Raw genomic sequence first — 23809 nt, forward strand, 5'->3', positions numbered from 1 at the left:
ATTGTGCGGTTGGTGATGGCCACCGCGATGTTGTTCTGCGCGTCGGTTTCCGCCGCAGAGGGCGCCAAGCTGCAGCAGGCAGGCAATGATCTGGGCGACCAGGCATCGCTGCAGCGCGGTGCACAGGCCTACATGAGCTATTGCTCGGCCTGCCATTCGCTCAAGTACCTGCGCTATTCGCGCATGGCGGAGGACCTGGGCCTGACCGAAGAGCAGGTGATGGGCAACCTCAACTTCACCGGCGCGGCCTTCGGCGAGCAGATCCAGGTGGCGATGCCGCACGACGAGGCAACCAAATGGTTCGGCAAGATGCCGCCGGACCTGAGCTTGATTGCCCGTGTGCGTGGCACCGATTGGGTCTACAGCTACCTCAAGTCGTTCTATATCGACGAGTCCCGGCCGCTGGGCTGGAACAACGCGGTGTTCCCCAATGCCTCCATGCCCAACCCACTCTGGGAGCTGCAGGGCATTCAGCACGCCATCCATGGCAAGCCGGAGCAGGAAGGCCTGGAGCCGCCGGTAGTGGGCTTCAAGATGGGACAGCCCGGCAATGTGGATCCGCGCGAGTACGACCGGACGGTGCGCGACATCACCAACTTCCTGGCCTATGCCGGCGAACCTGCGGCGCTGAAGCGACAGAGCCTGGGTGTATGGGTGGTGCTGTTCCTTGCGCTGCTGACCTTCCTGGCGTATCTGGTCAAGGCCGAATACTGGAAAGACGTCCATTGAGCGGGTTCCGGGGCTGGCTGGGCGGGGGTCTTGGCAACCATGCCTGCGGATTGGCACACTCGGTGAACCGAGGTAGCCACGGGCACTGGGCCGGTGGTGCCGCAAGGCTGGCGGATTCCGGCCGTTGGAGAGCCTTTAATGGCGGCGAGTGTGCGTATGCGTAATACCCTGACTTTGTTCTCTGCCAACGACGATGTGCTCTGCCATCGCGTGCGGCTGGTGCTGGCGGCCAAGGGCGTGAACTACGACCTGGTGCCGGTTGATGCGCAGAATCCGCCGGAAGATCTGATCGACCTCAATCCCTATCACTCGGTGCCGACCCTGGTTGAGCGCGAGCTGGTGCTGTACGCGGCGTCGGTGGTGAGTGAGTACCTTGATGAGCGGTACCCGCACCCGCCGCTGATGCCGGTTGACCCGTTGTCGCGTGCGCGGTTGCGTCTGGCGATGCTGCGCATCGAGCACGACTGGGTGCCGCAGGTGCAGGCCATCCAGTTGGGCAACAAGACACAGGCCGAGGCCGGCCGTAAACGCTTGAAGGAACTGGTGGCCCAGTCGGTGCCGCTGTTCAAGGCCAGCAAGTTCTTCCTCAATCCGGAAATGAGCCTGGCTGACTGCGCCATTGCGCCCATCATCTGGCGCCTGGAGTCGCTGGGCATCCCGTTGCCAAAGGACGGCAAGCCGATTGACGACTATGCCAACCGCCTTTTCCGCCATCCGGGCTTCGTCCGCAGCCTGACCGAGCAGGAGAAGAAGCTGCGGGAACTGCCTGTCTGATGGCGTATTGCGGTCGGTTGAGCCGCAGCCGGCAGCGCTTTCAGCATGGATGCCGGCTGTATGTGGGGCCGGCGGGCGCCGCCTTGGGGCGGCGTTCGTGCATCAATGCCAAGTACACTTGGCGCATGACTGAAGAAACTTTCCGTATGAGCAGCCATCGCCCGTATCTGTTGCGGGCCTTGGTGGAGTGGATCAACGACAACGGCATGACCCCGCATCTGATGGTGGATGCGGGCGTGCCGGGTGTGCAGGTGCCGTCCACTGCGATCAAGGAAGAGCGCGTCGTGCTCAATATTGCCGAGCGGGCGGTGATGCGCCTGCATATCGACAATGAAGCGGTGAGCTTTACCGCGCGTTTTTCCGGCACCAGCTTCCCCGTACATGTGCCGATAGAAGCGGTGCTGGCGGTGTACGCACGGGAGACGGGCCAGGGCATGGCGCTGCCAGATGACATCCCCGGTGCCGAGCCGACCTCCGATGACGATCTGCCGCCGGATACCTCGCCCCCCGATGCACCGCCGCCGCCTCCGGCCGGCAAGCGCCCGCATCTGCGCGTGGTCAAGTAATCTGCTCACTACCGCCACCGAAAGGTGGCGGTTTTCTTTGGGTAAGTGGTGCAAGCCGCGGTGCCGGGGCAATGCGCCCATGCAGTGTTGGTGGCTGCAATGCGCCTGCTTTTGGTCTTTGCAGCGTCGGTTGCATTGCTGGTTTCCCGCCTTAAGTCACTCTTGCCGGGATGGTGAGCTACTACGGGAGCCACTTCAGCGGTGCAGCCGAAGTTCTGTGCGCCCGCGACGCATGCCCAGTTGCTGTACGTGACATCTCACGTCTTTGCAGCGTTGCTGGCATGGCCGGTTTCGCGACTGAAGTCGCTCCTGCCGGATGGCCGGCGACTGCGGGGCGCTTCAACCGTGAAGCGGGTGGCGCTTGCGTGTTGCCGTTGGCTCAGCGATTGCGGCGTGCCCGATCACGGGCCTTCGCAGCATCGTCGGTGTGACTGGCCTTGTGGCCGAATCCATTCCTGCGGTGACGCCGAAATCAAACGTCTTCGGCTTCTTCGGTGCTCTGGCGGAGGCGGCCGATCTGGGCGGCGGATGGGCCGGTAAAGGAGACCAGTTTTCCTCCGTGCAGCACCAGACGGCCGGTATGGCGGTCAACACCATCGTAGGAATAGTCGAAGCGGAAACTGCGCTCCAGGCCGAGCCAGCCATTGGGCAGGCGGCGCAGGCGAAGGCCGGTGGCGTGCACGCTCTGATCCAGCCATTGCACGTCAGCGGCGCGGCAGGCATTGCGGCCAAGTTCAGTGGCGCGGTCAGCAGCGGCGCGGGAGCGATCCCAGATCGCGAAACCAATCGCGCCGACGATCATCAAAATGAGCAAAGTAGGCATGGCGCCACTTTAGGGCATCCGGTGATGCTGCGCGTAGAACGATGTCGGCCGCCAAAGCAGCGGATGTTGCGACATTGGCCCGTCGCAAACCCTGGCCCGGTAACGGGGGATGTCAGCGCGTGGGAGGGATGGGCTCGTCGGGCGGCGGAGGCAATGGTGCCGTTGATTGAAATATGGTGGAGGGCGCCGGGGCTGGGGCAACAACGGTCAGTTTCAGCAGGGCTGCCCAGTCCTGGCGGTTGAGGTTGCACTCTTCTTCCTGGCCCGGCGAGCAGCCCAGTTCAATGGCCGATGCCATGGGCTGTGCATTGGTTGCTTTGGGCAGCTCAAGCATGCCCGTACGGTCCAGTGTGAGCTTGCGCATCGCTACCGTGTTGGCGACGTTGCCGCCGACCAGATACAGCGTGCGGTCGCCACCGACATTGGCGCCGATCACCACCTCGCAATGGGTTTTCCAGTTGCCGGCACGGCCGCTGGCCAATGCTTCGATCAGGCCGGTGTAGTTGAGCGTGGTGCTGCGATTGCGCAGGAAGCACAGCATGTCGCCGGGGGCGGGCTTTTCGGCGCCCGGGTCGGCCAAACGATACGGCGAGCCGTTGCCGCCACCTTGATACGCAGCGCGGATGTAATCGATATGGCGCGGCGAGCGGTTGAAGCCGGGCACGCTGGCGCGGTTCATCACCCAGGAGATGAACGCGGCTGACCACGGGTTGTCGATCAGGAACGCGCGGCAGTCGGTATCGGTATAGCGGTTGCCGGCAGGCTGCATGCAACTGCTGGCGCCGGGGATGGCGCCCATCGCCGATAGCGTGCCGCTTTCACGCCAGTAGCCTGCGACGCGCTGCCAGGCGATCAGGCCATTGTCGGCCAGGTGTTCGGTCTCGGCCTCGGTCACGCCGAGGCTGGCGATGCGGCCATCGCGGTCGATGAAGGGCCGGTACCACAGCCGATGCTCGTCGCAGGCGGTACGGACGATGGCCTTGGCGGCCTCACTCACACCGAAGCGTGCGGGAATATCGCAGGCCTCGACGGCGGCGACGGAAAAGGCCGGGGCGAACAGGGCAACGCCACTCAACAGATATCGGTACGCCACGTCGGACTCCGCGGGGATGCAGGGGGAGTGTTGCAGTTGGGCTTGTGTGGAAGTTGTGAGTGCTGGCGGCGTGAGCCGGGGCCCTGCGACGATGGCCGCTGAAGACTCAGCCCGGGGGCGGGCCGAGCTTCAGCGACAGATCGATGGCCTGCACGTGCTTGGTCAGGCCGCCGATGGAGATGCAGTCCACGCCGTCTTCGGCAATCGCGCGCAGGCCGACCAGGTCAACGCTGCCCGACACCTCCAGCGGAATGCGGCCAGCGGCGATACGCACGGCATCGCGACGCATCGCTGGGCTGAAGTCGTCGATCAGGATGCGCTCGCAGCCGGCCGCCAGGGCCTCTTCAAGCTGCTGCAGGTCTTCCACTTCCACCACCAGCGGCAACTGCGGTTGCTGCGCGCGCGCAGCGTGCACGGCGGCGCTCAGCGAGCCTGCGGCGCGGATGTGGTTTTCCTTGAGCATTACCGTGTCGAACAGGCCGATGCGGTGGTTGTCGCCGCCGCCGCAGCGCACCGCGTATTTCTGCGCCAGGCGCAGGCCGGGCAGGGTTTTGCGGGTGTCCAGGATGCGTGCGCGGGTGCCGGCGACCGCAGCCACGTGGCGCGCGGTGAGGGTGGCGGTGCCGGACAGCGTCTGCAGGAAGTTCAACGAGGTGCGCTCGGCGCTGACCAGGCTGCGGCTGCGGCCCTGCAGGGTGGCCAGCACGGTGCCGGCCTTGACGTGGTCACCTTCAAGCACCTGCCAGTGAATTCGCACGTCGGGGTCGAGCGCGCGATGGGTGGCGTCGAACCACGGCCGGCCGGCGATCACTGCATCCTGTTTGCACAGCAGGTAGGCGCTGTCGGCGCTGTCGGGCAGCAGGGCCGCGGTGACATCACCGCTGCCGATGTCCTCGGCCAGGGCGCGGGCGACATCGGCGTCAATCTGCTCCTGCGGCGGAGCAAGTGGCGGGTGCGGCAGCATTATTTGCCCGGGAAGTCGGTGATCTGCGCCGTGTCGATGGCTTCATCGGCCAGCAGCACCGGGATGCCGTCCTCGACGCGGAACACCTGTTTGCGGTCACGGGTGACCAGCGCTTCGCGCAGGGCGTCGGACTGGGAGCTGCCGTCGGCGCGGTTGATGCCGCCGGTGGCGATGGCCCGGTTCAGGGCTTCCAGGCCGGCGCTTTCCAGTTGGGCCAGCGGCTGGCGGGTGTCCGGGGAAACAAGCAGGTCGAGCAGTTTGCGGTCCATCAGGTCGTGGTCTGGCGGGGAAGACGGCTAGAATACGTCTTTGCAGCAGGTGACGGCCAATGACCCCCAACCCCTCCGTGCCGCTTGTCGGCATCGTCATGGGTTCCCGTTCCGATTGGGAAACCATGCAGCACGCCGCCCAGAAGCTTGATGCGCTGGGTGTTCCCTATGAAGTGAAGGTGGTTTCAGCACACCGTACGCCGGATGTGTTGTTCACCTACGCCGAGCAGGCAGGCCCACGTGGCCTGCGCGCGATCATTGCCGGTGCCGGTGGTGCCGCGCATCTGCCGGGCATGCTGGCCGCCAAGACCGCGGTGCCGGTGCTGGGTGTGCCAGTACAGTCCAAGGCGCTGAACGGCATGGATTCGCTGTTGTCGATCGTGCAGATGCCGGCCGGTATTCCGGTGGCCACGTTCGCCATCGGCAATGCCGGTGCCTCCAATGCCGCGCTGTTTGCCGCCGCGCTGCTGGCGCCGGAACAGCCCGCCATCGGCCAGGCGCTGGACGCGTTCCGTACGCGCCAGACCGACGATGTGATGGCTGCGGACGACCCGCGCCAATGACCACCGTAGGAATTCTGGGCGGCGGCCAACTGGCCCGCATGATGGTGTTGGCCGGCGCCCCGCTGGGCCTGCGTTTTGTCGTGTTCGACCCCGCGGCCGATGCCTGCGCCGGGCAGGTTGCACCGCTGCAGGTGGGGGAATTTGACGACACCGAAGCCCTGGCTGCGTTTGCGGCCAAGGTGGATGTGGTCACCTTCGATTTCGAGAACGTACCGGCAGCCAGCGCGCGTTGGTTGGCCGAGCGCAAGCCGGTGTTCCCGAACCCGGCCGCATTGGCTGTGGCGCAGGATCGCCTGAGCGAGAAAACCCTGTTCCAGGAGCTGGGAATTGCGCTGCCGCCGTTTGCCGATATCCGCAGCCGCGAGGAACTGGCTGCCAAGGTGGCTGAGTTCGGCACACCATGCATTCTCAAGACACGGCGCCTTGGCTATGACGGCAAGGGCCAGTTCCGCATCCGCAGCACCGCCGATATCGACGCGGCTTGGCAGGGCTTGGGGGCGCAGGTCGAAAAGACCGGCCTGATCCTGGAAGGTTTTGTGGCGTTCGACCGCGAAATCAGTGTCGTTGCCGTGCGCGGCCGCGATGGTGAATTCCGCGCTTGGCCGCTGACCGGCAACTGGCACGTGGACGGCGTGTTGTCGGCCAGTCTGGCCCCGGCAACGGCTTCATCGGCACAGCAGCAGACGGCCATCGACTACGCACGCCGCGTGGCCGAGCGCCTGGATTACGTTGGCGTGTTCGCGCTCGAATTGTTCTGCCGTGGTGACGAGCTGCTGGCCAACGAGATGGCGCCGCGCGTGCACAACTCCGGCCATTGGACCAGTGATGGCGCCGAAACCTCGCAGTTTGAAAATCACCTGCGGGCGGTGCTTGGCTTGCCGCTGGGTGACACGCGGGTGCTGGGCCATGCCTGCATGCTGAACTGGATCGGGCAGATGCCCGAGGCCGGCCCGGTGCTGGCGGAGCCGGGCGGTCATTGGCATGACTACGGCAAGCAGCCACGCGAAGGTCGCAAGGTTGGCCATGCCAATGTGCGTGAAGACTCGGCGTCGGCGTTGGCCGATGCGCTGGAGCGCGTGGGTGCAGCGCTTGGGGTTCCGGCGCAGGTGGCGCCGGTGCTGGAAACGCTGCGCCGCTGAGGCGCAGTCGTTACATCACCATAAGGTTCTCGGGCGTAACGTCTCCGGCACTTCAACCGGAGACGCGCCATGTTGGACTGGAATGAATACCGCCGTGAACTGAAAGGCCGCATTGGCGAGTTGGGGAAGTTGTCGCCCGATACGCTCAAGGGCTATCTCACGCTCAGTGGCGCCGGCGCGCAGACCGCACATTTGGACGGCAAGACCCGTGAGTTGATTGCGCTGGCCGTGGCAGTGACCACGCGCTGCGATGGCTGCATCACCACGCACGTCGATGCAGCGCTGAAACAGGGCGCCAGCCGCGAAGAAATCGCGGAGGCGCTCGGCGTTGCGGTCGCACTGAATGCCGGAGCGGCGATGGTGTACTCCGCGCGCGTGCTGGACGCGGTGGCCGCGCATGACTGAGCGGGGCCGGGCGTGCGCGACAAGGCTCATGCCGAGTGTGGCTCGGCATGGGGGCGCTCAGCGCAACTGCGCGCTGGCGAAATCCCAGTTGACCAGTTTCCAGAACGCCTGCAGATAGCGGGCGCGGTCATTCTGGTAGTCGGTGTAATACGCGTGCTCCCACACATCGCAGACCAGCAGCGGCGTGCTGTCGCTGGTCAATGGCGTATTGGCATTGCGGGTGGTGGTGATGGCCAGCTTGCCGTCCGGGTGCTGCACCAGCCAGGCCCAACCCGAGCCGAACACCGACAGCGCCGCGCGGTTGAATTCATCGCGGAGCTTCTGCACGTCGCCAAACTGCTGGTTGATGCGTTCGGCCAGCGCGCCATGCGGGTCGCCCCCGGCGCGCGGGTGCAGGCACTGCCAGAAGAAGGCGTGGTTCCATGCCTGTGCGGCAGCTTCAAACAAACTGCCTTGGCTGTTGCGGACGATGTCCTCCAGCGGCATGTCTTCCATCTCCGTGCCGGCAATGCGTGCATTGACCGCATCGACGTAGGCGCGATGATGGCGGCCGTGGTGGAGGTCCAGCGTTTCGGCCGAAATGTGCGGTTGCAGCGCGGTGCGGGAGTAGGGCAGTTCGGGCAGTTCTACGGGCATGGTGCATTCTTTTCGAGGGGAGGGCGCCGGGAGTGGGCTGGCTCGGCTTACAATTGGCGGCCACGGAAAGTCTATCCGACCAGGACAGGCCGTTCTTTCGCAGCAGCAGGGAGAATTTGAATGCCGGTGATGGAGCAAATCCAGGCGGAGGTGGAGCAGCATCCCCTCGTGCTTTTCATGAAGGGTACGCCGCAGTACCCGATGTGCGGTTATTCCAGCCGCGCGGTGCAGGCCCTGTTGGCCGCCGGTGCAATCAACCTGCGTACGGTCAATGTGCTGGAATTCCCCGAGGTGCGCGCCAATCTGCCGCGTTTCTCGAACCTGCCGTCGTTTCCCCAGTTCTACATGCATGGGGAGTTGATTGGCGGCTGCGACATCATTCTGGAGCTGTTGGAGTCCGGTGAGCTCAAGCGCATCGTCGCCGAGGCCGGGCAAGCGTGAGTGCGCAGCCACGAAGTGCCGGGATGCCGGAGCTGGGTGGCAGAGTCGTTTTGGTGGCAGGTGCAGCTGGCGGGCTGGGGGCGGCGGCGGTCGCTGCCTGCGCGGCCGCCGGGGCCACGGTGGTCCTGCTGGGGCGCAAGGTCGCCAAGCTCAACCGGGTTTACGACAGCGCCGCCCGGCTCGGACCGGAGCCCTTGTTGTATCCGCTGGATCTGGAAGGGGCCGGTCCGGATGACTATGCGGCGCTGGCCGAGCGGCTGGAGTCGGAGCTGGGGCGGTTGGATGGCCTGCTGCATTGCGCGGCCAACTTTGCGGGGCTTACCCCGTTCGCGCTCGGGGATCCGGCTGCATTCGCGCGTGCCATCCATGTGAATCTGACCGCCCGCGCCTGGCTCACCCAAGCCTGCCTGCCGCTGTTGCGGCAGCGCGACGACGCGGCCGTGGTGTTTGCGCTGGACGACCCGCAACGGGTCGGCCAAGCCTACTGGGGCGGCTACGGCGTGGCCCAATACGGGCTGCGTGGGCTGCTGGACACCCTGCATCACGAGCTTGCCAATGGCCCGGTCCGGGTCAGCGGCATTCAGCCTGGGCCGATGCGTACCGGGTTGCGCGCGCGTGCATTCACCCATGAAGAGGACACCGCGGCAGTCGACCCGGTGAACTACGCCCAGGCTTGTGTGCAATTGCTGGCGGTCGACGGGGCGCCCTGGCGCGGGAAGGTGCTGGAACTGCCGGCGTGACCGTCCTGTCGGCAGCCTTGATGCTGTTCCTGATCCTGGATCCGCTGGGCAACATCCCGGTATTCCTGAGCCTGCTCAAGCCGTTGACACCCCGGCGGCAACGGGTGGTGCTGGTCCGGGAGCTGCTGATCGCCCTGTTCGTGTTGATGGCCTTTCTGTGGGTGGGCCGCTACGCGCTGGAGTTGATGCATCTGCGGCAGGAGTCGGTAGCCATTGCCGGCGGCATCGTCCTGTTCCTGATCGGCATCCGCATGATCTTTCCCCGCCCCGAAGGCCTGATGGGCGCGGTGCCGGACGGTGAACCCTTCATCGTGCCGATGGCCATCCCGCTGGTGGCAGGCCCCTCGGGCATGGCAGCGGTCATGCTGATGGGCAGCAACGAGCCGCATCGGCTGGGGGACTGGAGCTTGGCGTTGCTGCTGGCCTGGGGAGCCACGGCGGCCATCCTGATGTCGGCGCCTTTGCTTTACCGGCTGCTGGGCTCGCGTGCGCTGATTGCGCTGGAGCGGCTGATGGGCATGTTGCTTGTCGCTATTTCCGTGCAGATGCTGCTGGATGGCGTCGCTACCTACCTCGCATCGATACGTTAACCGATTGATTTGACGCGTCTTGTCTTGTTGCGATGCCGCATGACTGTCTTATTCCAGTCATAAACAGTCATTACCGTGTTAACCTTATCTTAACCGTTGCGGCTGCAACCGCTTCGGAAGGGACCCCCAGATTCAAGCCGATCAGGCGCCCGGTTGACCCCGGGGCTGATGGATCGCGTTTTTTTCAATCGCCAACTCGTTTCGAGGCTACCCACCCATGAATCACCCACGCATCAGGATGTCCAAGCTTGCTCTTGGCCTGGTTGTCGCCCTTACGGCTGCGCCTGCCTTTGCTCAGAGCACCTCTGCTGGCGTCGGCGGCCAGGTCATCAACAACGGCGGTCAGCCGGTTGCCGGCGCCGAAGTCACCATCACCCACGTCGAGTCGGGCACGGTCAGCCGTGCGACCACCGATGCTTCGGGTCGCTACAACGCGCGCGGTCTGCGCGTCGGTGGCCCGTACACCATCACCATCAACAAGTCCGGTGAAGGCACCAAGACCGAAGAGGGTGTCTACCTGAACCTGAACCAGGTCAACACGGTCAATGCCTCGCTGGCTGGCGACCTGGCCGCGACCAACCTGGAGGCCGTGCAGGTCCTGGCTGTTGGTGGTGGTTCGGAAATCTTCAGCGCCAACAAGATGGGCACCGGCACCAACGTGACCCGCGAAACGCTGGAAGCGCTGCCGTCGGCCAACCGCAACATCCAGGACTACATCCGTCTGGATCCGCGCATCTCGCAGGTCAGCAAGGCTGACGGTGCGATTTCTGCCGGTGGCCAGAACACCCGTTTCAACGCCATCCGCATCGACGGCATCGGCGCTGGCGACCCGTTCGGCCTGGAGTCGAACAACCTGCCGACCGAGCGTCAGCCGGTGTCCATGGACGCCATCCAGGAAATCAACATCGACCTGGCCAACTACGACACCACCATCTACGGTGGTACCGGCGCGGTGATCAACGCCGTGACCAAGTCGGGTACCAATGAGTTCCATGGCACCGTCTATGGCTCGTACCGCGACAAGGACATGGTTCGCACCCGTCTGGAAGGCGACAAGGGCGACTTCAACGGCTTCGAGGACGAGAAGACCTACGGCATGACCTTCGGCGGCCCGATCGTCAAGGACAAGCTGTTCTTCTTCGCCAACTACGAAAAGTACGAGCGTTCTGCACCGGGCGTTGCACTGAGCGACGGTCCGTACGGCAAGGGCACAATCACCGATGCCGACATCGCGCGCGTTCAGGACTTCATGTCGGCCAAGGGCTATGACGTGGGCGGCCTGTCTGCGCCGGACAACAAGACCGAGATCGAAGAGTACGCGGTCAAGTTGGACTGGAACATCAACGAAAACCATCGTGCAGCCCTGCGCTACAACAAGATGGAACAGAACGTGATGCGTTTCCCGGGCCTGGGCAACAGCACTGTCTCGTTGAGCAACTACTGGTACGGTCAGCCCAAGACCTATGAAACCTGGATGGGTGAGCTGTTCTCCGACTGGAGCGAGAACTTCTCCACCGAGTTCAAGGTGTCGCACAAGGACTACAGCGCCAATCGTGAAGCGCTGGTCGACTTGCCGTCGATCCGCATCAACGGTTTCGGCACGAAGAATGATGCGCTGCTGCTGGGCACCGAGCAGAACACGCACGTGAACCTGGTCGAGAGCAAGGAACTGAGCGCCTTCGGTGCCGCCACCTGGTACGTGGGTGATCACACTGTCAAGTTCGGCTTTGATTACTCCGACAACGACCTGATGAACTTCTACGGCCGCAATTTGAACGGCGTGTATGAGTTCTCCGACTTGAACTCGTTCCTTGCCGGCACCCCGAGCCGCTACCAGCTGCGCGCTCCGCGCGAGGGTGGTAGCCGTGCCGATATCCCGGCTGCGTTCACGCTGAAGAACACCGGCCTGTTCGTGCAGGACACCTGGGCGATCAACTACAACCTGAGCCTGATGTTCGGTGTCCGCGTGGACCTGCCGGACTTCAGCGATCAGCGCCTGTACAACCCGCGTATCCAGGAACTGTACGGCTACAACAACACCGAGTTGGTTGACGACAAGCTGGTGCAGCCGCGCGTTGGCTTCAACTACACCTTCGACAGCGAGCGTCCGACCCAGCTGCGTGGTGGTATCGGCCTGTTTGGCGGCGCTGCTCCGAACGTCTGGTTGGCAGGTGCCTACCAGAACACCGGCCTGAACTACGTCGAATACGACCTGAAGGGTGGTGATGCCCCAGCGTTCGATCCGACCGTTCCGCCGTCCACCGCTGGCCTGACCCCAGGCGCTGCGCGTGCCAACGTTGACATCATTGCGCCGGGCACCAAGTTGCCGTCGGTGTGGAAGACCAACCTGGCCTTTGATCATGAATTGCCGTGGTATGGCATCGTGGCTTCTGCCGAGTTGCTGTACACCAAGGTCAACGATGCCCTGTATTTCGAGCGCCTGGACCTGATGGACCCGACCTTCACGGGCACCATGGACGGCCGTGACAACTACTGGAATGAGGCAGGTCGCAACCCGGCCAATGCTGGCAACTTCGGTATTGAAGCGGGCAAGATCAATGGCAAGAACTGCACCCCGGCACAGACGGCTGCAGGCATGTGCCCGGACGTGAAGGGCAACCGCCCGAGCGATATCGGCGATGTGATGCTGCTGCGCAATACCGACAAGGGCAGCAGCATGCAGGCCACCTTCGCGCTGAGCAAGCCGATGAGCGACAACTGGGGTTGGTCGCTGGGCTACACCTACACCAAGGCCAAGGAAGTCAGCTCGCTGACCAGTTCGCAGAACACCTCGAACTGGAACAACACGCTGAACTTCAATTCCAACGACAACATTGCCTACGACTCGCGCTATGCGATCAAGGACCGTGTGACCGGCACGGTGGAATGGAAGCACGCCTTCTTCGGTGACTACTCCACCCGCGTGGGCCTGTTCTACGAAGGCCGTTCGGGCCGTCCGTACAGCTACATCTTCTACAACGACGTCAATGGCGACGGCGCCAATACCAATGACCTGTTCTACGTGCCGGCTGGTTATGGCGACGTGCTGTGGACGGGTGGTGCGGCGATGGAGAAGGACTTCTTCGACTGGCTGGACAACAACGGTGAGCTGGCTGGCTACAAGGGTCAGGTCGTTCCGGCCAACTCGCACCGTGCCAAGTGGGTCAATACGTTCGACGTGCGCATCAGCCAGGAATTGCCGGGCTTCTTCAAGGGCCACAAGACCGAAGTGGCACTGGATATCATGAACGTCGGCAACCTGCTCAACAAGAAGTGGGGCCTGATTGATGACTACGGCTTCTACTCCACGCGTCGTATCGCCAACTACGCGGGTATTGATCCGGCCACCGGCAAGTACATCTACAACTTCACCGGCTCTACGGACAACGAGCAGATCCAGGAAAACAACAACGACAAGGGCAACACGGCTGTGTCGCGCTGGTCGATGATGCTGAGCCTGAAGTACAAGTTCTGATCGTTTGATTGATCGGATGTAAACCGAAAACGGCCGGGGCGACCCGGCCGTTTTCCTTTTCATGGGGGCAGCGCTAAAGTCGATCGCCAATGAGAAGGAGTGGAAGTGGAAATGACCAAGAATGAAGGGGCAGCGAGGGCGCTGCCGGTGCAGGATGCACGTATCTACCCGCGTGGCGGGCTGGACGTACTTTCGCGGACGGAAGTGGCGCGCCTGCGTGACGCCTCCGGTGGCGGCATGCACGAACTGCTGCGCCGCTGTGCGCTGGCGGTGTTGACCAGCGGCAGCGCTTCGGATGACCCGCGGGCCGCGCGCGATCTATACCCGGATTTCGACGTGCAGGTGACCCAGCAGGACCGGGGTGTCCGCATTGACCTGAGCAACGCGCCGGCGGCGGCGTTCGTCGATGGCGAAATCATCCGCGGTATCGCCGAGCTGTTGTTCTCGGTGGTGCGCGACCTGGCCTACATGGCCATCGAACTGGGGCCGGAATACGCTTCGGACCTGGAGACTTCCGACGGCATCACCAATGCGGTATTTGGCGTGCTGCGCAATGCGCGCATCCTGCAGCCGAGCGAGCCGAACCTGGTGGTGTGCTGGGGCGGCCATTCGATCTCGCGTGATGAGTACCTGTACACCAAGCAGGTGGGTTACGAGCTGGGGCTGCGCGGCCTGGATATCTGCACCGGCTGTGGCCCGGGTGCGATGAAGGGACCGATGAAGGGCGCCACCATCGCCCATGCCAAGCAGCGCAAGCACAACACGCGCTATATCGGCATCACCGAGCCGGGCATCATCGCCGCCGAGTCGCCCAACCCGATCGTCAACCACCTGGTGATCATGCCGGACATCGAAAAGCGCCTGGAGGCGTTTGTCCGCCTCGGTCACGGCATCATCGTGTTCCCGGGCGGTGTTGGTACGGCTGAGGAAATCCTGTACCTGCTCGGCATCCTGCTGCGCGAGGAAAACAAGGATCTGCCGTTCCCGCTGATCCTCAGTGGCCCGGCCATCGCAGCGCCGTACTTCGAGCAGATTGACCGCTTCATCCGCTTGACCCTGGGTGACCAGGCAGCCGAGCGCTACGAGATCATCGTCGGTGATCCGGTAGCCGTGGCGCGCAAGATGGCGCAGGGGATCAAGCGTGTGCGTGAGTTCCGCCTGGCGCATCGTGACTCGTTCTTCTACAACTGGCAGGTGGAGATTCCGTTGGAATACCAGCAGCCGTTCGTACCCACGCACGAGGCGATGGCGGGGCTGAATCTGCACAGGGGGCGCCCGGCGCCGGACCTGGCGGCCGACCTGCGTCGTGCGTTCTCCGGCATTGTTGCCGGTAACGTCAAGGAAGAGAGCATGCGCCGCATCGAGGAGTTCGGCCCGTTCAAGATCCATGGCGACACCGAGATGATGCAGGCGTTGGACGCGCTGCTGCGCGCCTTCGTCGAGCAGCGCCGCATGAAGATTTCCGGCGAGTACCACCCCTGCTACAAAGTGGTGGCGTGATCTTGCGGATGTGAGTCGGTTTGGCATCCCCCTTCGTGCAATGCGAAGGGGGGGGGGATATGCGGGTGCGGCGGTGGTGCGCATCGCGAAGTGATCAGATTGTCGCCGCAACGGCACGCTGCCGGGTTCGTCCGGCGATGCCGGGGCTCCCTTCCGGCCAACGGTGCGCATGCCGGCCGGTTTTCGCAGCCCCGGCATGGCCGGCAGGCTTCAGGCGGGCAGGGTGATCGTGGCGATGTAGCGTCCGTTCTCGATGCCGGTGGTGACGTCGCCTTCGCCGCTGGTCATGGCCTGGATGCGGGCTTTGGTCGATTCCAGCCCGACCTTGTGGCTTGCACGCATTGGACGGGTGCCCGCGGCAGGCAGGTCGTTCTCGACCGTGATGACGATCTGCTGCCGGTTCTGCACTACTGAGACGTGGATGTCGCCGCCGTCGGCGGACGGCTCAATGCCGTGGTGGATTGCGTTCTCGACCAGCGGCTGGATTGACAGCGTGGGAACGCGTAGCTGCGGCAATGGCGCGGGCAATTGCCAATGGACGCGCATGCGTGCGCCGAAGCGCAGTGCTTCGATCTCCAGATAACGCCTGGAGAGTGCGATTTCCTCGGCCAGTGGAATTTCCTGTGGCCCGGCCAGCGCCGCCCGGAACAGGTCGGCCAGGTCCAGCAGCAGGCGTTCGGCATCTTCCGGGCGCTGGTGCACCCGCGCGGCGCCAGTGTTGAGGGTGTTGAACAGGAAGTGGGGGCGGATCCGGGCCTGCAAGGCTTCCAGCTCGGCCTGCTTTGCGCGAACGGCAAGCTGGCGCGCGCGCCAGTGGTTCTGGAAGGCGGCCAGGCCCAGCAGGCCGAAGGTGAGGATGATCCCGGTGAAGCGCAGCAAGGTGGGGAGCCAGTTTTCCGACGAGATCGGCAGCAGGTTCTTCAGTACCCACCAGCTTGCGGTGCAGACCAGCAGGTTGCAGACCACCAGAACCAGCAGGGTGATATTGGCGATCCAGGTGGGCGGCAGGCGCGACAGTGGCTTGCGCAGCAGGTAGAGCGCGCCCAGGGCCGAAAGCGAAATCCATTGCACCATCAGCGACAGCGCGCCGAACAGGACCCAGCGGTTGCCGATATGCTCAGGTGCCAGCGCAAGAATGATGGCCAGGCCCTCGCCGGCCAGGATGGTCCAGATGATCGCCGGCGCTTTCCACAGGGTATCCAGCGGCGTTGGGGTGGACGGTTCGAACATGTGCGGAGTTCGCCTTGCCATTGGTCTTGCGCGAAGTGCCGCCCATCGGCCGGGGTAGTGACGGGCGGGCGGGGCTGGCTTAGCGTGTCAGCTTAGTCAATCTGGGGAGCTTGCGCATGGTCGGGAACATGCCGACGCGAGGCGTAAGGGTGCTGGGGAAGCACCAGGGCAAGGGCTTTACGCTGGTCGAACTTATGGTGACGGTGGCGGTGCTGGGCATTGTCGCGGCCATTGCGGCGCCCAGCTTCGGCAGGATGATCAGCCACAATCGGCTGGTGGCCAGCAGCAACGAGATGATTGCGGCTTTGCAGGTGGCGCGTACCGAGGCGGTTTCGCGCCGGGCGACGACCACGTTCTGCCCCAGCAGCGACGGCGCCAGTTGTTCGGGCGCGGCGGGCAACGAGTGGATCGTCTTTGCGACCAAGAATGGCGCCAACGTGCAGCTGCGCTCGGTGGCGGCCAACCCCGGGGTCAGCTTGAAGACCAGCGCCAACATCACCGGCGCCAACACGCGCATCACCTTCACGCCATCGGGCTTCGTCCAGGTGGGGGCACGAAACAGCGGCACCATTTCGTTGTGCGCGGCCAATCTGACCGGGCAGAACGCGGTGGACATTTCCGCAGTGGTGGGGCGCATCACCAGTGCCCGCCGCGAGGCCGGCACGGATTGCAGTGCTCCGGGAGACATCTGATGGAAATGAAACAGACAGCCCGCCGCAGGCAGCAGGGCGTGGGCATGATCGAAGTGATGGTGGCGGTGCTGATCCTGGCCATTGGCCTGCTTGGTATCGCGGCGTTGCAGGCGATCACGCTGAAGAACACGGGAAGCTCGGCGAGCCGCACGCAGGCCGCCATACAGGTGTATTCGATGATGGACATCATCCGCGCGGACCGCGACAACCTGGGCACCTACAACACCAATATCTACACCGATGGTGAAGACGGCGCACAGGCCGGCACCATGGAGGGCTGGCTGTGGGGCCTGAAGGCAACCGTAGCGCCCGATGCCCAGGGGCTGGTGCGCTGCAATGCCGATTCGATGACCTGCACCGTAGGTGTGAAGTGGAATGACGAGCGTGGTACCGGCGGCAATGATGTCGGTGGTCAGGTCGAGGAGACCAGTCAGCTATGAAGATGAAATCAGGCGCTCGCCAGCAGGGTTTCACCCTGATCGAACTGATGGTGGCATTGCTGCTTGGGCTGCTGGTTGTTGCCGCAGCGGGAAGTATTTTCCTGTCCAATCGCCGCGTGTATGGCAACACCGAGGCGATAAACCGCATCCAGGAAAATCAACGCGCCGCATTTGAACTGCTGGCACGTGACATCCGCGAGGCCGGTGGCAATCCGTGCACCCGCTTCAGCGATCACCCGGTCAGCCTGCGCTCGGGCGCATCCGGCGCTGCCTACTGGGCGCGTTTCAACGGGGGTATCCACGGCGAAAACGGTGACACCGATGCCATCACCGTTTACCGGGCCAATGACATGCAGCGGCAGATCGTCCAGCACAAGGCTCCCGGGGATCCGCTTGAGCTCAATTCCGCAGTTGGCCTGGTGGCGGGGCAGGACCTGATTGCATGCAACAACGATGCAGCCATTGTCTTTTCGGTGACGGGAATTTCCGGCAACGAGATATCGCATGACGTCAGCGCCAACTGTGGCGAGGGCATGACGCGTGAACCCGATGCGAGCAAGTGCAGTGAGCCGCTCGCCGGGCCTGCGTATTGTTTCTGGGGGGATCCAACCGTGCCGCCCACGGCCCTGGAGGCGTCCAAGTGCCAGCCGGGTGCAGGGCGTTCACCGGCGTTTGTGGTGCAGCCTGCGGCGGTGCGCTGGAACGTGGAGGGCAACGGCCGTGGTGGCAGTTCGCTGTACCGCACGTCGCCGGGAGGCAGGGACGAGATCGCCGAGGGCGTCACGGGGTTGAGCATCACTTACAAAGTGGGCGAAGCGGCCAGTTACGTGGATGCCGGTGCGGTCGATGCAGGCAATACGTGGGGCCTGGTGACGGCGGTGCACCTTGCCATGACCTTTGAGGCAGTGCAGGGCAGCATGGCCCGTGGCGACGTGGAAGACACCGAGGGCAACACGCTGACCCGTTCGGTGGAGGACGTCATCGTGCTCAGGAACCACCAGGGGAACATCCTATGAAGCTGCAGCGTAGCGCGCGTCCACAAGAGTCAGGTGCGGCGTTGGTGGTTGTCCTGATGCTGCTCATCGTCATTACCCTGCTGGGGCTGGCATCAATGCGGGGCGCCATCATGCAGGAGCGTATGGCTGCCAACACCATCGCACGCGGCAAGGCGTTCCAGGCAGCCGAAGCGGGCCTGCGCCAGGCCGAAATCATCGCGCGTGACGGTGCGCCTTCTTTCCCACCGTCCGGTTGTGCCGATGGTCTGTGCGCCATGCCGAAGCCGAACGTCGACCCACCGTGGGCAGCGGCCGACTTCTGGTCGAAGGGTGCTTTCAGGGTAGGCAAGACCGTGGGTTCGGGTGACGGTGCGATCACCCCACGTTTCGTGATTGAGGATTTTGGTGCGACGGTCAATGGCGGTGGCGCAGGCGAAGGCATTGACATGTCCAAGCCGCCACCGGAAACCACCGAGCAGAGTGTTTTCCGAATCACCTCGCAGGCCATGACCCCCAACGGGGTGGAAGTGGTCGTCCAATCGCTGTACCGCCGTTGAGCCGGGGCAAGACATGAATAGAACTTCTTTCCGGGGAACGCCCCTCACTTCGCGCCTGCAGATCGCGATTGCGACCATGCTGGTTTCCATGGCGTCGGCGCAGGCGGCGACCACTTCCTTCCCGCAGTACCCGTTGTTGACGGGCAGCAACGCAATTCCGCCAAACGTGATGCTGATCCTCGACGATTCGGGGTCGATGGCATGGTTGAGCATGCCGGACAATTACGACAGCCTCTCGGACAATCCCGCCAGGCGTTCGTACGTCAACAACACGCTTTACTACAACCCGGAGCGGGACTACAGGCCCTGGCGCACGGCCAGCACGGATCTGAATGACCGTCTGGGCAATGCGGATTTCACAGCGGCGTCCAGCAGCACCACGAGCCTGGACGGCAGCCGGGATCTGCGGGATTCCTCGGAATCCTATTTCTATGTCCCGAAAGCCGGGGTTTCAGATCCCGGCACGAATTCGTCCAATTATGTGAAGTACCGCATTGCACGCTCCAGCTCGTCCAACAGTGTTGACGGTGGCGTGGTTCAGCGCCAGGCACGGTCAACCCGGGTGTTGAGCCAGGGGACGGTTGCGTCCATCAGCAGCGGCAGTTGGTCGCAGTGCTTCCGGGTTGACCTGGGAGCGGCCGAGTCGGTGACGGTGACGACGTCCGGCGGCAAGGGCAACGGCGATCTGTATGTCTATGCGAACGGCAGCTGCTCATCGACCTGGGAAGACAGAACCAGCACCAACAGCAACAACAGTGAATCGGTGAAGGTGAATTCGCCCAATTCAACCATCAGCTTCCGCATCAATGCCCCTCAGGGTTGGTGGGGTTCAACCAACAACGTTTCCAACATCAGCTATGAAGCCAAGGCTGATTACGAGTGGGAGGACGCTACTCCCACGGGCCGTGGCCAAAAGGAAGAGCTTCAGAATTTCGCGAACTGGTACCAATACCATCGCACCCGCAACAAGATGGCCAAGGCCGGTGCATCGGAGGCATTCGGGCGCCTGGGCAAGAACTATCGCGTGGGGTTCGACACCATCTGGAACCGTGGCGGGAAACAGTCCCTCTCCGGTAGCACGCCGAGTTTTCCGATCCAGTGGAATACGGAAGAAGGGCTGTTCACCGGCAGCAACCGCGAGACCTTCTACAGCCGCCTGCAATCTGCCGGTGCCAACGGCGGTACGCCGCTGCACGGCGCATTGCAGCGTGCAGGCAGGTATTTTGGTACTTCCGACCCCTACAAGGATGGCAGCGGCAACATGCTCAGCTGCCGCCAGAACTACGCGTTGTTGACCACGGACGGTTTCTGGAACAGCAAGAGCGATGGCTTCGAGGCCAGCCAGATCAAAAAGTATTCAAACGGAAAAGCGGCGGGCGACGGCGACGGCAACGTGGACTACAAGGCGGGCTATCCCTACCAGGACAGCGCTACCCAGGATGGCTACAGCACGACGCTGGCCGACGTTGCTTACTACTATTGGCAGAACGATCTGCGCACCGACCTGGTCAACAACGTTCGTACCAGCTCCGCCGATTCGGCCGACTGGCAACATATGACCACCTTCGGTATCTCCATTGGCCTGAAGGGTACCCTGACCCCGATCAAGGGGCAGGAGCCGCGGACCTGGCCCAATCCCAATGCGAGCGAGAACGCAACCCGTATCGATGACCTTTGGCATGCCTCGGTCAACGGCCGCGGCAGTTTCGTGGTGGCCTCGGATACGGACAAGTTTGCTTCGGCATTGACCGAAGCCCTGAGAACCATCGACGGGCGCACCGCGTCAGGCTCCAACATCGCTTCCAGCTCGACCAAGACCGACTCGGAAACGCTTACTTTCAGTGCAAGCTATACCTCGGTGAGCTGGCTGGGTGAGTTGAAGGCCAGCCCCTTCAATGATGCGATGACAGGCGTGGCGAAAGAGCCCAAGTGGGCCATGTCCAAGACCTTCGAAGCTGGCGGCGTGAATGCCGGCACACGCTTTACCTCGCGCCCCGTGCTGACCAGTTTTGGTGGGTTCGCGCAGTCCTTTGACCGCAGCGCGCTGGCATCAGCCGGTGTGTTTGGCATCACCTCGGACGTGCATACGGTATCGGTGGGAGACAACATCGATTACCTGCGCGGGGACCGCAGCAAGGAAGCCGATCAGGCGAATGGCACGTTGCGCAAGCGGGCCTATCCCTTTGGTGACATCGTGGATTCCGCACCGGCCTATATCGCAGATACCAAGACGGTATACGTGGGTGCCAACGACGGCATGATGCATGGCATCGACTCTGAAACCGGGAAGGTGCTGTTCTCCTATGTGCCTGGCGGTCTCGACTTTGCTGAGCTTGCCAAGCTGAGCTCCCCCGAATACGAACACCGCTATTTTGTCGACGGCAATATCGACGTGATCAACCAGGTCAGCCAGGGCAATGGCAAGAATATTCTTGTCGGAGCGTTGGGCCGGGGCGGGCGCGGTGTTTATGCGCTGGACGTGACGCAGCCCGGTTCCATGAAGGCGGCCAACGTGCTCTGGGACAACACCACCCAGGACAGCACGACCGAGAAGGACATGGGGTATGTGCTGGGTGCGGTACGCATCCGCGCGGGCAACAACGGCAAGGCCTATGCGTTTGTCCCCAATGGCATCGACAGCCCGAACGGTACGGCCACGCTCTTTGCCTACGAGCTGGATGCCAACGGTGGGATCAGCAAGACCTACAAGCTGATTGCGGACCCGGGCAGTGGCAATGGCCTGATGTCGCTGGGCATGGCCGACCTGAACCAGGATGGCAAGGTCGACGTGGTCTACGGCGGTGACCTCAAGGGCAACGTCTGGCGCTGGGACTTCACCGGCACTGCGCCCAAGGCGGCGGTTCGCCTGTTCCAGGCCAAGGACTCGGCGGGCAATGCGCAACCCATCACCGGCGGGCTGGGCGTTGGACGCAATAGTTCCGGCACGGTGATGGTGGGCTTCGGCACCGGCCGTTTCATCTCCAACACCGATGTGCCGGGCAAGGGCGTCACGGCGCAGACCCAGAGCCTGTACGGGATCATTGACACCAATACCACCGTCAATGGCCGGACCGAGCTGCAGGCGCGCACGATCCCCTACTGGGGCAAGGACGAGGACAACAATGACGCGCGCGGGTTTGAGAAATACTCGGCATTGCCGGCCGACAAGAAGGGCTGGTATGTGGACCTGCCAACGCCGGAGCGCGTGATCGGTTCGCCGACCATTTCGGGGACGGGCATGTTCCTGACCTCGGTAATTCCTGCCGATGGGGCGGACTGCTCTGGCGCCACCGGCAGTGGTTACTTCAATACGATCAACCTGTTCACCGGCACCGCGCCCAAGTCCGGCAGTTATTTTGCCGACTCCAGCGCGCTGCCCGATGGCAAGGGGGATCACGGCGTGGTCGGTTCGAAGAAAGTGGAGGGAGGCATGCCCACCGATGGCAACCTGACCACAGGCCTTGCAACCATTGGCCGGGGTGACGGCGATACCCCCCAGAGCTTCAAGGTGCCGCCGCCCAATGGCGGGATGCCCAGCCGTATCAGCTGGCGTGAACTCATAGCGCAGTAAGGAAGGGACCGAACATGTCGAATGAAAAGGGCTTCACCCTGATCGAGCTGATGATCGTCGTTGCGATCATCGGCATCCTGGCGGGCATTGCCTATCCGAGCTATATCGACCACATCGTCAAGGGCCGGCGGGTGGCAGCAGCAGGTTGCATGCTGGAGAAAGCGCAGTTCATGGAGCGCTACTACGCGGGCAAGCTCAGCTACGAGAAAGGGGTTCCGCCGGACAACACCGCCTGCGACACTGAATTGAGCGGCCACTACGATGTGAAGCTCGACGCTGCGGCCAAGGCAACGAGCTTCACGATCGTCGCAATACCAGAGGGATCGCAGGCTAGCAGGGACAAGTGCGGCACATTGAGCATTGACCAGGCCGGCAAGCGCAGCGCCAGTGGGGCCACCGGGGCGGATGTGGCGAAGTGCTTCTGAGGAGTTGTTGACGGGCTTGCGCCGGTCTGCAATGGCATGAATGAACATGGGCCGCCGGCGATGCCGTTGCGGCCCATGTTGTGTCTGGCGTCTTGGAATCTGTCCTTGGCCGCGGTGACCTGCCGGGCAGGCGGACGTGCGCGGTGTGGAGCTGCGTGGTTTCCCGCTCCGGCGGTTCATGCAGCCGGCCAGGGGGCCTGCAAGGAAACGCCAGGCCGGCGTTCCCTGCAGGCGTCAGTGGATCAGCCCAGTTTGAAATCCACCGGAATCAAGCCGTAAGCCTGCACCGGCCGGCCGCCATCGACGGCGGGGTGGAACTTCCAGCGGCGCAGCACCTGGTTGCGGGCGGCGGTGTCCAGGCTGCGGTTGCCGCTGCTGCGTTCGATGCTGACCTCCAGTGGTGAGCCGTCTTCACCGACCAGCACGCGCAGGGTCACGGTGCCCTGTGCGCCAGCGATCAGCGCGTCGCGTGGGTAGACTGGCGCCGGTGCGTGCTGGTAACGCAGCTGCACGCCTTCCAGCGGCGATGACGGGGCGATTGTTGAATCGACGGCGGGTGCGAGGGTTTCGGTGGGGGCCACATCAACCGGCGCGGTGATTACCGCTTCGGTGGCGAAGATCGGCATGGGGGCGTTGTCGCCCGGCGCGGGCAGGGCGGGTTTGCGCGGTGGTGCCGGCGCGCGGGTCATAGGGATGGGATCCGGGCGGGGCGGTGTCGGTGCAATCGGCTTGACGTCCGGCACCTGCCAACGGGATTCGCGCTCGGTGGCGTTGCGGATGGGGGCCTGGGCCAGTGGTATCAGCAGCATCCCCAGTGCCAGGGCGTGCAGGGCGATGGCCGTGCTGTAGGCGAAGATGCGGGATGGCGCGAAATGCAGCGACGGGGTACGGGGTTGCGTGCGGACCATGTTCGACCTCCATGCGTGGGCGTGTGACAGAAGACAACGCGCGATGACACAGGACGGGGTTGCAGGTTCCGGCCTGCGTGAGTCCAGTGCGCCAGTGAATCGGGCTGCCGGCAAGTGGGGTGCGGGAGATGGGTTAACTGCTGGACAGTTTTGCGGGTTTGGGGGCGCCGGTGTTTGAAGCCAGAACTAAAGGCAACGGCAAAGGCACCCGTCCCCAGCCCTCCCCTTCGCCATGCGAAAGGGAGGGAGCCGGCCATGCATGGCCGCCAGCGTCATTGCGGCGC

The 23809-nt window shown here is 63.5% G+C and carries 24 protein-coding genes; 17 read left to right on the forward strand and 7 right to left on the reverse strand.

Going from position 1 to position 23809, the window contains the following annotated elements; genetic code table 11:
- Nucleotides 1–15 precede the first annotated feature (15 nt).
- From ACVOLO_RS03940 to ACVOLO_RS03950, 3 genes are all read left to right on the forward strand, one after another.
- Complete coding sequence (locus tag ACVOLO_RS03940) at nt 16–729, forward strand: cytochrome c1 (RefSeq protein WP_481569035.1); 714 nt, start codon at nt 16–18, stop codon at nt 727–729.
- 138 nt (nt 730–867) lie between these two features.
- Complete coding sequence (locus tag ACVOLO_RS03945) at nt 868–1503, forward strand: glutathione S-transferase N-terminal domain-containing protein (protein WP_481568976.1); 636 nt, start codon at nt 868–870, stop codon at nt 1501–1503.
- Between the two features lie 125 nt (nt 1504–1628).
- Nucleotides 1629–2069: a ClpXP protease specificity-enhancing factor gene (locus ACVOLO_RS03950; RefSeq protein WP_481568977.1), complete on the forward strand. Its 441-nt coding sequence runs from the start codon at nt 1629–1631 to the stop codon at nt 2067–2069.
- A gap of 472 nt (nt 2070–2541) precedes the next feature.
- Here ACVOLO_RS03950 and ACVOLO_RS03955 read toward each other — a convergent pair whose 3' ends face one another.
- The 4 genes from ACVOLO_RS03955 to ACVOLO_RS03970 form a co-directional block, all read right to left on the reverse strand.
- Nucleotides 2542–2892, reverse strand: a complete 351-nt coding sequence (locus tag ACVOLO_RS03955) for a DUF3301 domain-containing protein (RefSeq protein WP_481568978.1) — start codon at nt 2890–2892, stop codon at nt 2542–2544.
- A 112-nt stretch (nt 2893–3004) separates the two neighbouring features.
- The gene (locus ACVOLO_RS03960; protein WP_481569036.1) at nt 3005–3970 is read right to left on the reverse strand and encodes a DUF2272 domain-containing protein; all 966 of its coding nucleotides are present in this window, start codon (nt 3968–3970) and stop codon (nt 3005–3007) included.
- Nucleotides 3971–4091: 121 nt separating this feature from the next.
- A complete protein-coding gene (nadC, locus tag ACVOLO_RS03965) occupies nt 4092–4949 on the reverse strand; it encodes a carboxylating nicotinate-nucleotide diphosphorylase (protein ID WP_481568979.1) in 858 nt (285 codons plus the stop codon).
- On the reverse strand, nt 4949–5218 hold the full coding sequence (locus tag ACVOLO_RS03970; protein ID WP_481568980.1) for a Trm112 family protein: 270 nt from the start codon (nt 5216–5218) through the stop codon (nt 4949–4951). Before ACVOLO_RS03970 ends, nadC begins: the two co-directional genes overlap by 1 nt.
- Nucleotides 5219–5277: 59 nt before the next feature.
- On the opposite strand from ACVOLO_RS03970, the gene purE reads away from it, so the two are divergent.
- The 3 genes from purE (at nt 5278) to ACVOLO_RS03985 (ending at nt 7325) form a co-directional block, all read left to right on the forward strand.
- Complete coding sequence (purE, locus tag ACVOLO_RS03975) at nt 5278–5781, forward strand: 5-(carboxyamino)imidazole ribonucleotide mutase (RefSeq protein ID WP_481568981.1); 504 nt, start codon at nt 5278–5280, stop codon at nt 5779–5781.
- Nucleotides 5778–6920, forward strand: a complete 1143-nt coding sequence (locus tag ACVOLO_RS03980; RefSeq protein ID WP_481568982.1) for a 5-(carboxyamino)imidazole ribonucleotide synthase — start codon at nt 5778–5780, stop codon at nt 6918–6920. The genes purE and ACVOLO_RS03980 overlap by 4 nt, the downstream gene beginning before the upstream one ends.
- Nucleotides 6921–6989: 69 nt before the next feature.
- Nucleotides 6990–7325, forward strand: a complete 336-nt coding sequence (locus tag ACVOLO_RS03985) for a carboxymuconolactone decarboxylase family protein (RefSeq protein WP_269791485.1) — start codon at nt 6990–6992, stop codon at nt 7323–7325.
- Between the two features lie 57 nt (nt 7326–7382).
- On the opposite strand, the gene ACVOLO_RS03990 is transcribed toward ACVOLO_RS03985, so the two are convergent.
- The gene (locus ACVOLO_RS03990) at nt 7383–7961 is read right to left on the reverse strand and encodes a superoxide dismutase (protein ID WP_481568983.1); all 579 of its coding nucleotides are present in this window, start codon (nt 7959–7961) and stop codon (nt 7383–7385) included.
- A gap of 120 nt (nt 7962–8081) precedes the next feature.
- Here ACVOLO_RS03990 and grxD point away from each other — a divergent pair, with 120 nt between their 5' ends.
- The 5 genes from grxD to ppnN all read left to right on the forward strand — a co-directional run bounded on the left by grxD (nt 8082) and on the right by ppnN (nt 14707).
- Nucleotides 8082–8402: a Grx4 family monothiol glutaredoxin gene (gene grxD, locus ACVOLO_RS03995; protein ID WP_481568984.1), complete on the forward strand. Its 321-nt coding sequence runs from the start codon at nt 8082–8084 to the stop codon at nt 8400–8402.
- Between the two features lie 23 nt (nt 8403–8425).
- The gene (locus ACVOLO_RS04000) at nt 8426–9142 is read left to right on the forward strand and encodes an SDR family NAD(P)-dependent oxidoreductase (RefSeq protein WP_481568985.1); all 717 of its coding nucleotides are present in this window, start codon (nt 8426–8428) and stop codon (nt 9140–9142) included.
- Nucleotides 9139–9732, forward strand: a complete 594-nt coding sequence (locus tag ACVOLO_RS04005; RefSeq protein ID WP_481568986.1) for a YhgN family NAAT transporter — start codon at nt 9139–9141, stop codon at nt 9730–9732. Before ACVOLO_RS04000 ends, ACVOLO_RS04005 begins: the two co-directional genes overlap by 4 nt.
- 217 nt (nt 9733–9949) lie before the next feature.
- Nucleotides 9950–13207 (forward strand): TonB-dependent receptor, encoded by a 3258-nt coding sequence (locus tag ACVOLO_RS04010; protein ID WP_481568987.1) that lies wholly within the window; start codon nt 9950–9952, stop codon nt 13205–13207.
- A 111-nt stretch (nt 13208–13318) separates the two neighbouring features.
- Nucleotides 13319–14707 (forward strand): nucleotide 5'-monophosphate nucleosidase PpnN, encoded by a 1389-nt coding sequence (gene ppnN / locus ACVOLO_RS04015; RefSeq protein WP_481568988.1) that lies wholly within the window; start codon nt 13319–13321, stop codon nt 14705–14707.
- Between the two features lie 210 nt (nt 14708–14917).
- On the opposite strand, the gene ACVOLO_RS04020 is transcribed toward ppnN, so the two are convergent.
- Nucleotides 14918–15937 (reverse strand): sensor histidine kinase, encoded by a 1020-nt coding sequence (locus ACVOLO_RS04020; RefSeq protein WP_481568989.1) that lies wholly within the window; start codon nt 15935–15937, stop codon nt 14918–14920.
- Nucleotides 15938–16065: 128 nt separating this feature from the next.
- Here ACVOLO_RS04020 and ACVOLO_RS04025 point away from each other — a divergent pair, with 128 nt between their 5' ends.
- The 6 genes from ACVOLO_RS04025 to ACVOLO_RS04050 are packed head-to-tail and all read left to right on the forward strand — an operon-like array spanning nt 16066 to nt 22617.
- Nucleotides 16066–16629 (forward strand): GspH/FimT family pseudopilin, encoded by a 564-nt coding sequence (locus ACVOLO_RS04025; protein ID WP_481568990.1) that lies wholly within the window; start codon nt 16066–16068, stop codon nt 16627–16629.
- A complete protein-coding gene (pilV, locus tag ACVOLO_RS04030; RefSeq protein WP_481568991.1) occupies nt 16629–17069 on the forward strand; it encodes a type IV pilus modification protein PilV in 441 nt (146 codons plus the stop codon). Before ACVOLO_RS04025 ends, pilV begins: the two co-directional genes overlap by 1 nt.
- Nucleotides 17066–18085 carry a prepilin-type N-terminal cleavage/methylation domain-containing protein gene (locus ACVOLO_RS04035; RefSeq protein ID WP_481568992.1) on the forward strand — a complete coding sequence of 340 codons (1020 nt, stop codon included), beginning with the start codon at nt 17066–17068 and terminating at the stop codon, nt 18083–18085. Before pilV ends, ACVOLO_RS04035 begins: the two co-directional genes overlap by 4 nt.
- Nucleotides 18082–18621: a pilus assembly PilX family protein gene (locus tag ACVOLO_RS04040; protein WP_481568993.1), complete on the forward strand. Its 540-nt coding sequence runs from the start codon at nt 18082–18084 to the stop codon at nt 18619–18621. The genes ACVOLO_RS04035 and ACVOLO_RS04040 overlap by 4 nt, the downstream gene beginning before the upstream one ends.
- A 13-nt stretch (nt 18622–18634) precedes the next feature.
- Nucleotides 18635–22192 (forward strand): pilus assembly protein, encoded by a 3558-nt coding sequence (locus ACVOLO_RS04045; protein WP_481568994.1) that lies wholly within the window; start codon nt 18635–18637, stop codon nt 22190–22192.
- Nucleotides 22193–22206: 14 nt separating this feature from the next.
- A complete protein-coding gene (locus tag ACVOLO_RS04050; RefSeq protein ID WP_481568995.1) occupies nt 22207–22617 on the forward strand; it encodes a type IV pilin protein in 411 nt (136 codons plus the stop codon).
- A gap of 242 nt (nt 22618–22859) precedes the next feature.
- Here ACVOLO_RS04050 and ACVOLO_RS04055 read toward each other — a convergent pair whose 3' ends face one another.
- A complete protein-coding gene (locus ACVOLO_RS04055; RefSeq protein ID WP_481568996.1) occupies nt 22860–23525 on the reverse strand; it encodes an energy transducer TonB in 666 nt (221 codons plus the stop codon).
- Between the last annotated feature and the right edge of the window lie 284 nt (nt 23526–23809).

Source organism: Stenotrophomonas sp. STEN056 (assembly GCF_056759635.1).

Excerpts from the sequence above, each read along its gene's own strand:
- ACVOLO_RS04050 (WP_481568995.1), top strand. The coding sequence starts at position 22,207 with ATGTCGAATGAAAAGGGCTTCACCCTGATCGAGCTGATGATCGTCGTT.
- ACVOLO_RS03955 (WP_481568978.1), bottom strand. The coding sequence starts at position 2,892 with ATGCCTACTTTGCTCATTTTGATGATCGTCGGCGCGATTGGTTTCGCG.
- ACVOLO_RS04045 (WP_481568994.1), top strand. The coding sequence starts at position 18,635 with ATGAATAGAACTTCTTTCCGGGGAACGCCCCTCACTTCGCGCCTGCAG.
- ACVOLO_RS04020 (WP_481568989.1), bottom strand. The coding sequence starts at position 15,937 with ATGTTCGAACCGTCCACCCCAACGCCGCTGGATACCCTGTGGAAAGCG.
- ACVOLO_RS04035 (WP_481568992.1), top strand. The coding sequence starts at position 17,066 with ATGAAGATGAAATCAGGCGCTCGCCAGCAGGGTTTCACCCTGATCGAA.
- ACVOLO_RS03980 (WP_481568982.1), top strand. The coding sequence starts at position 5,778 with ATGACCACCGTAGGAATTCTGGGCGGCGGCCAACTGGCCCGCATGATG.
- ACVOLO_RS04000 (WP_481568985.1), top strand. The coding sequence starts at position 8,426 with ATGCCGGAGCTGGGTGGCAGAGTCGTTTTGGTGGCAGGTGCAGCTGGC.
- ppnN (WP_481568988.1), top strand. The coding sequence starts at position 13,319 with ATGACCAAGAATGAAGGGGCAGCGAGGGCGCTGCCGGTGCAGGATGCA.
- ACVOLO_RS03945 (WP_481568976.1), top strand. The coding sequence starts at position 868 with ATGGCGGCGAGTGTGCGTATGCGTAATACCCTGACTTTGTTCTCTGCC.
- ACVOLO_RS04025 (WP_481568990.1), top strand. The coding sequence starts at position 16,066 with ATGCCGACGCGAGGCGTAAGGGTGCTGGGGAAGCACCAGGGCAAGGGC.
- grxD (WP_481568984.1), top strand. The coding sequence starts at position 8,082 with ATGCCGGTGATGGAGCAAATCCAGGCGGAGGTGGAGCAGCATCCCCTC.
- pilV (WP_481568991.1), top strand. The coding sequence starts at position 16,629 with ATGGAAATGAAACAGACAGCCCGCCGCAGGCAGCAGGGCGTGGGCATG.
- ACVOLO_RS03950 (WP_481568977.1), top strand. The coding sequence starts at position 1,629 with ATGACTGAAGAAACTTTCCGTATGAGCAGCCATCGCCCGTATCTGTTG.
- ACVOLO_RS03985 (WP_269791485.1), top strand. The coding sequence starts at position 6,990 with ATGTTGGACTGGAATGAATACCGCCGTGAACTGAAAGGCCGCATTGGC.
- ACVOLO_RS04040 (WP_481568993.1), top strand. The coding sequence starts at position 18,082 with ATGAAGCTGCAGCGTAGCGCGCGTCCACAAGAGTCAGGTGCGGCGTTG.
- ACVOLO_RS04010 (WP_481568987.1), top strand. The coding sequence starts at position 9,950 with ATGAATCACCCACGCATCAGGATGTCCAAGCTTGCTCTTGGCCTGGTT.
- ACVOLO_RS03970 (WP_481568980.1), bottom strand. The coding sequence starts at position 5,218 with ATGGACCGCAAACTGCTCGACCTGCTTGTTTCCCCGGACACCCGCCAG.
- ACVOLO_RS03990 (WP_481568983.1), bottom strand. The coding sequence starts at position 7,961 with ATGCCCGTAGAACTGCCCGAACTGCCCTACTCCCGCACCGCGCTGCAA.
- ACVOLO_RS04055 (WP_481568996.1), bottom strand. The coding sequence starts at position 23,525 with ATGGTCCGCACGCAACCCCGTACCCCGTCGCTGCATTTCGCGCCATCC.
- ACVOLO_RS03940 (WP_481569035.1), top strand. The coding sequence starts at position 16 with ATGGCCACCGCGATGTTGTTCTGCGCGTCGGTTTCCGCCGCAGAGGGC.
- nadC (WP_481568979.1), bottom strand. The coding sequence starts at position 4,949 with ATGCTGCCGCACCCGCCACTTGCTCCGCCGCAGGAGCAGATTGACGCC.
- purE (WP_481568981.1), top strand. The coding sequence starts at position 5,278 with ATGACCCCCAACCCCTCCGTGCCGCTTGTCGGCATCGTCATGGGTTCC.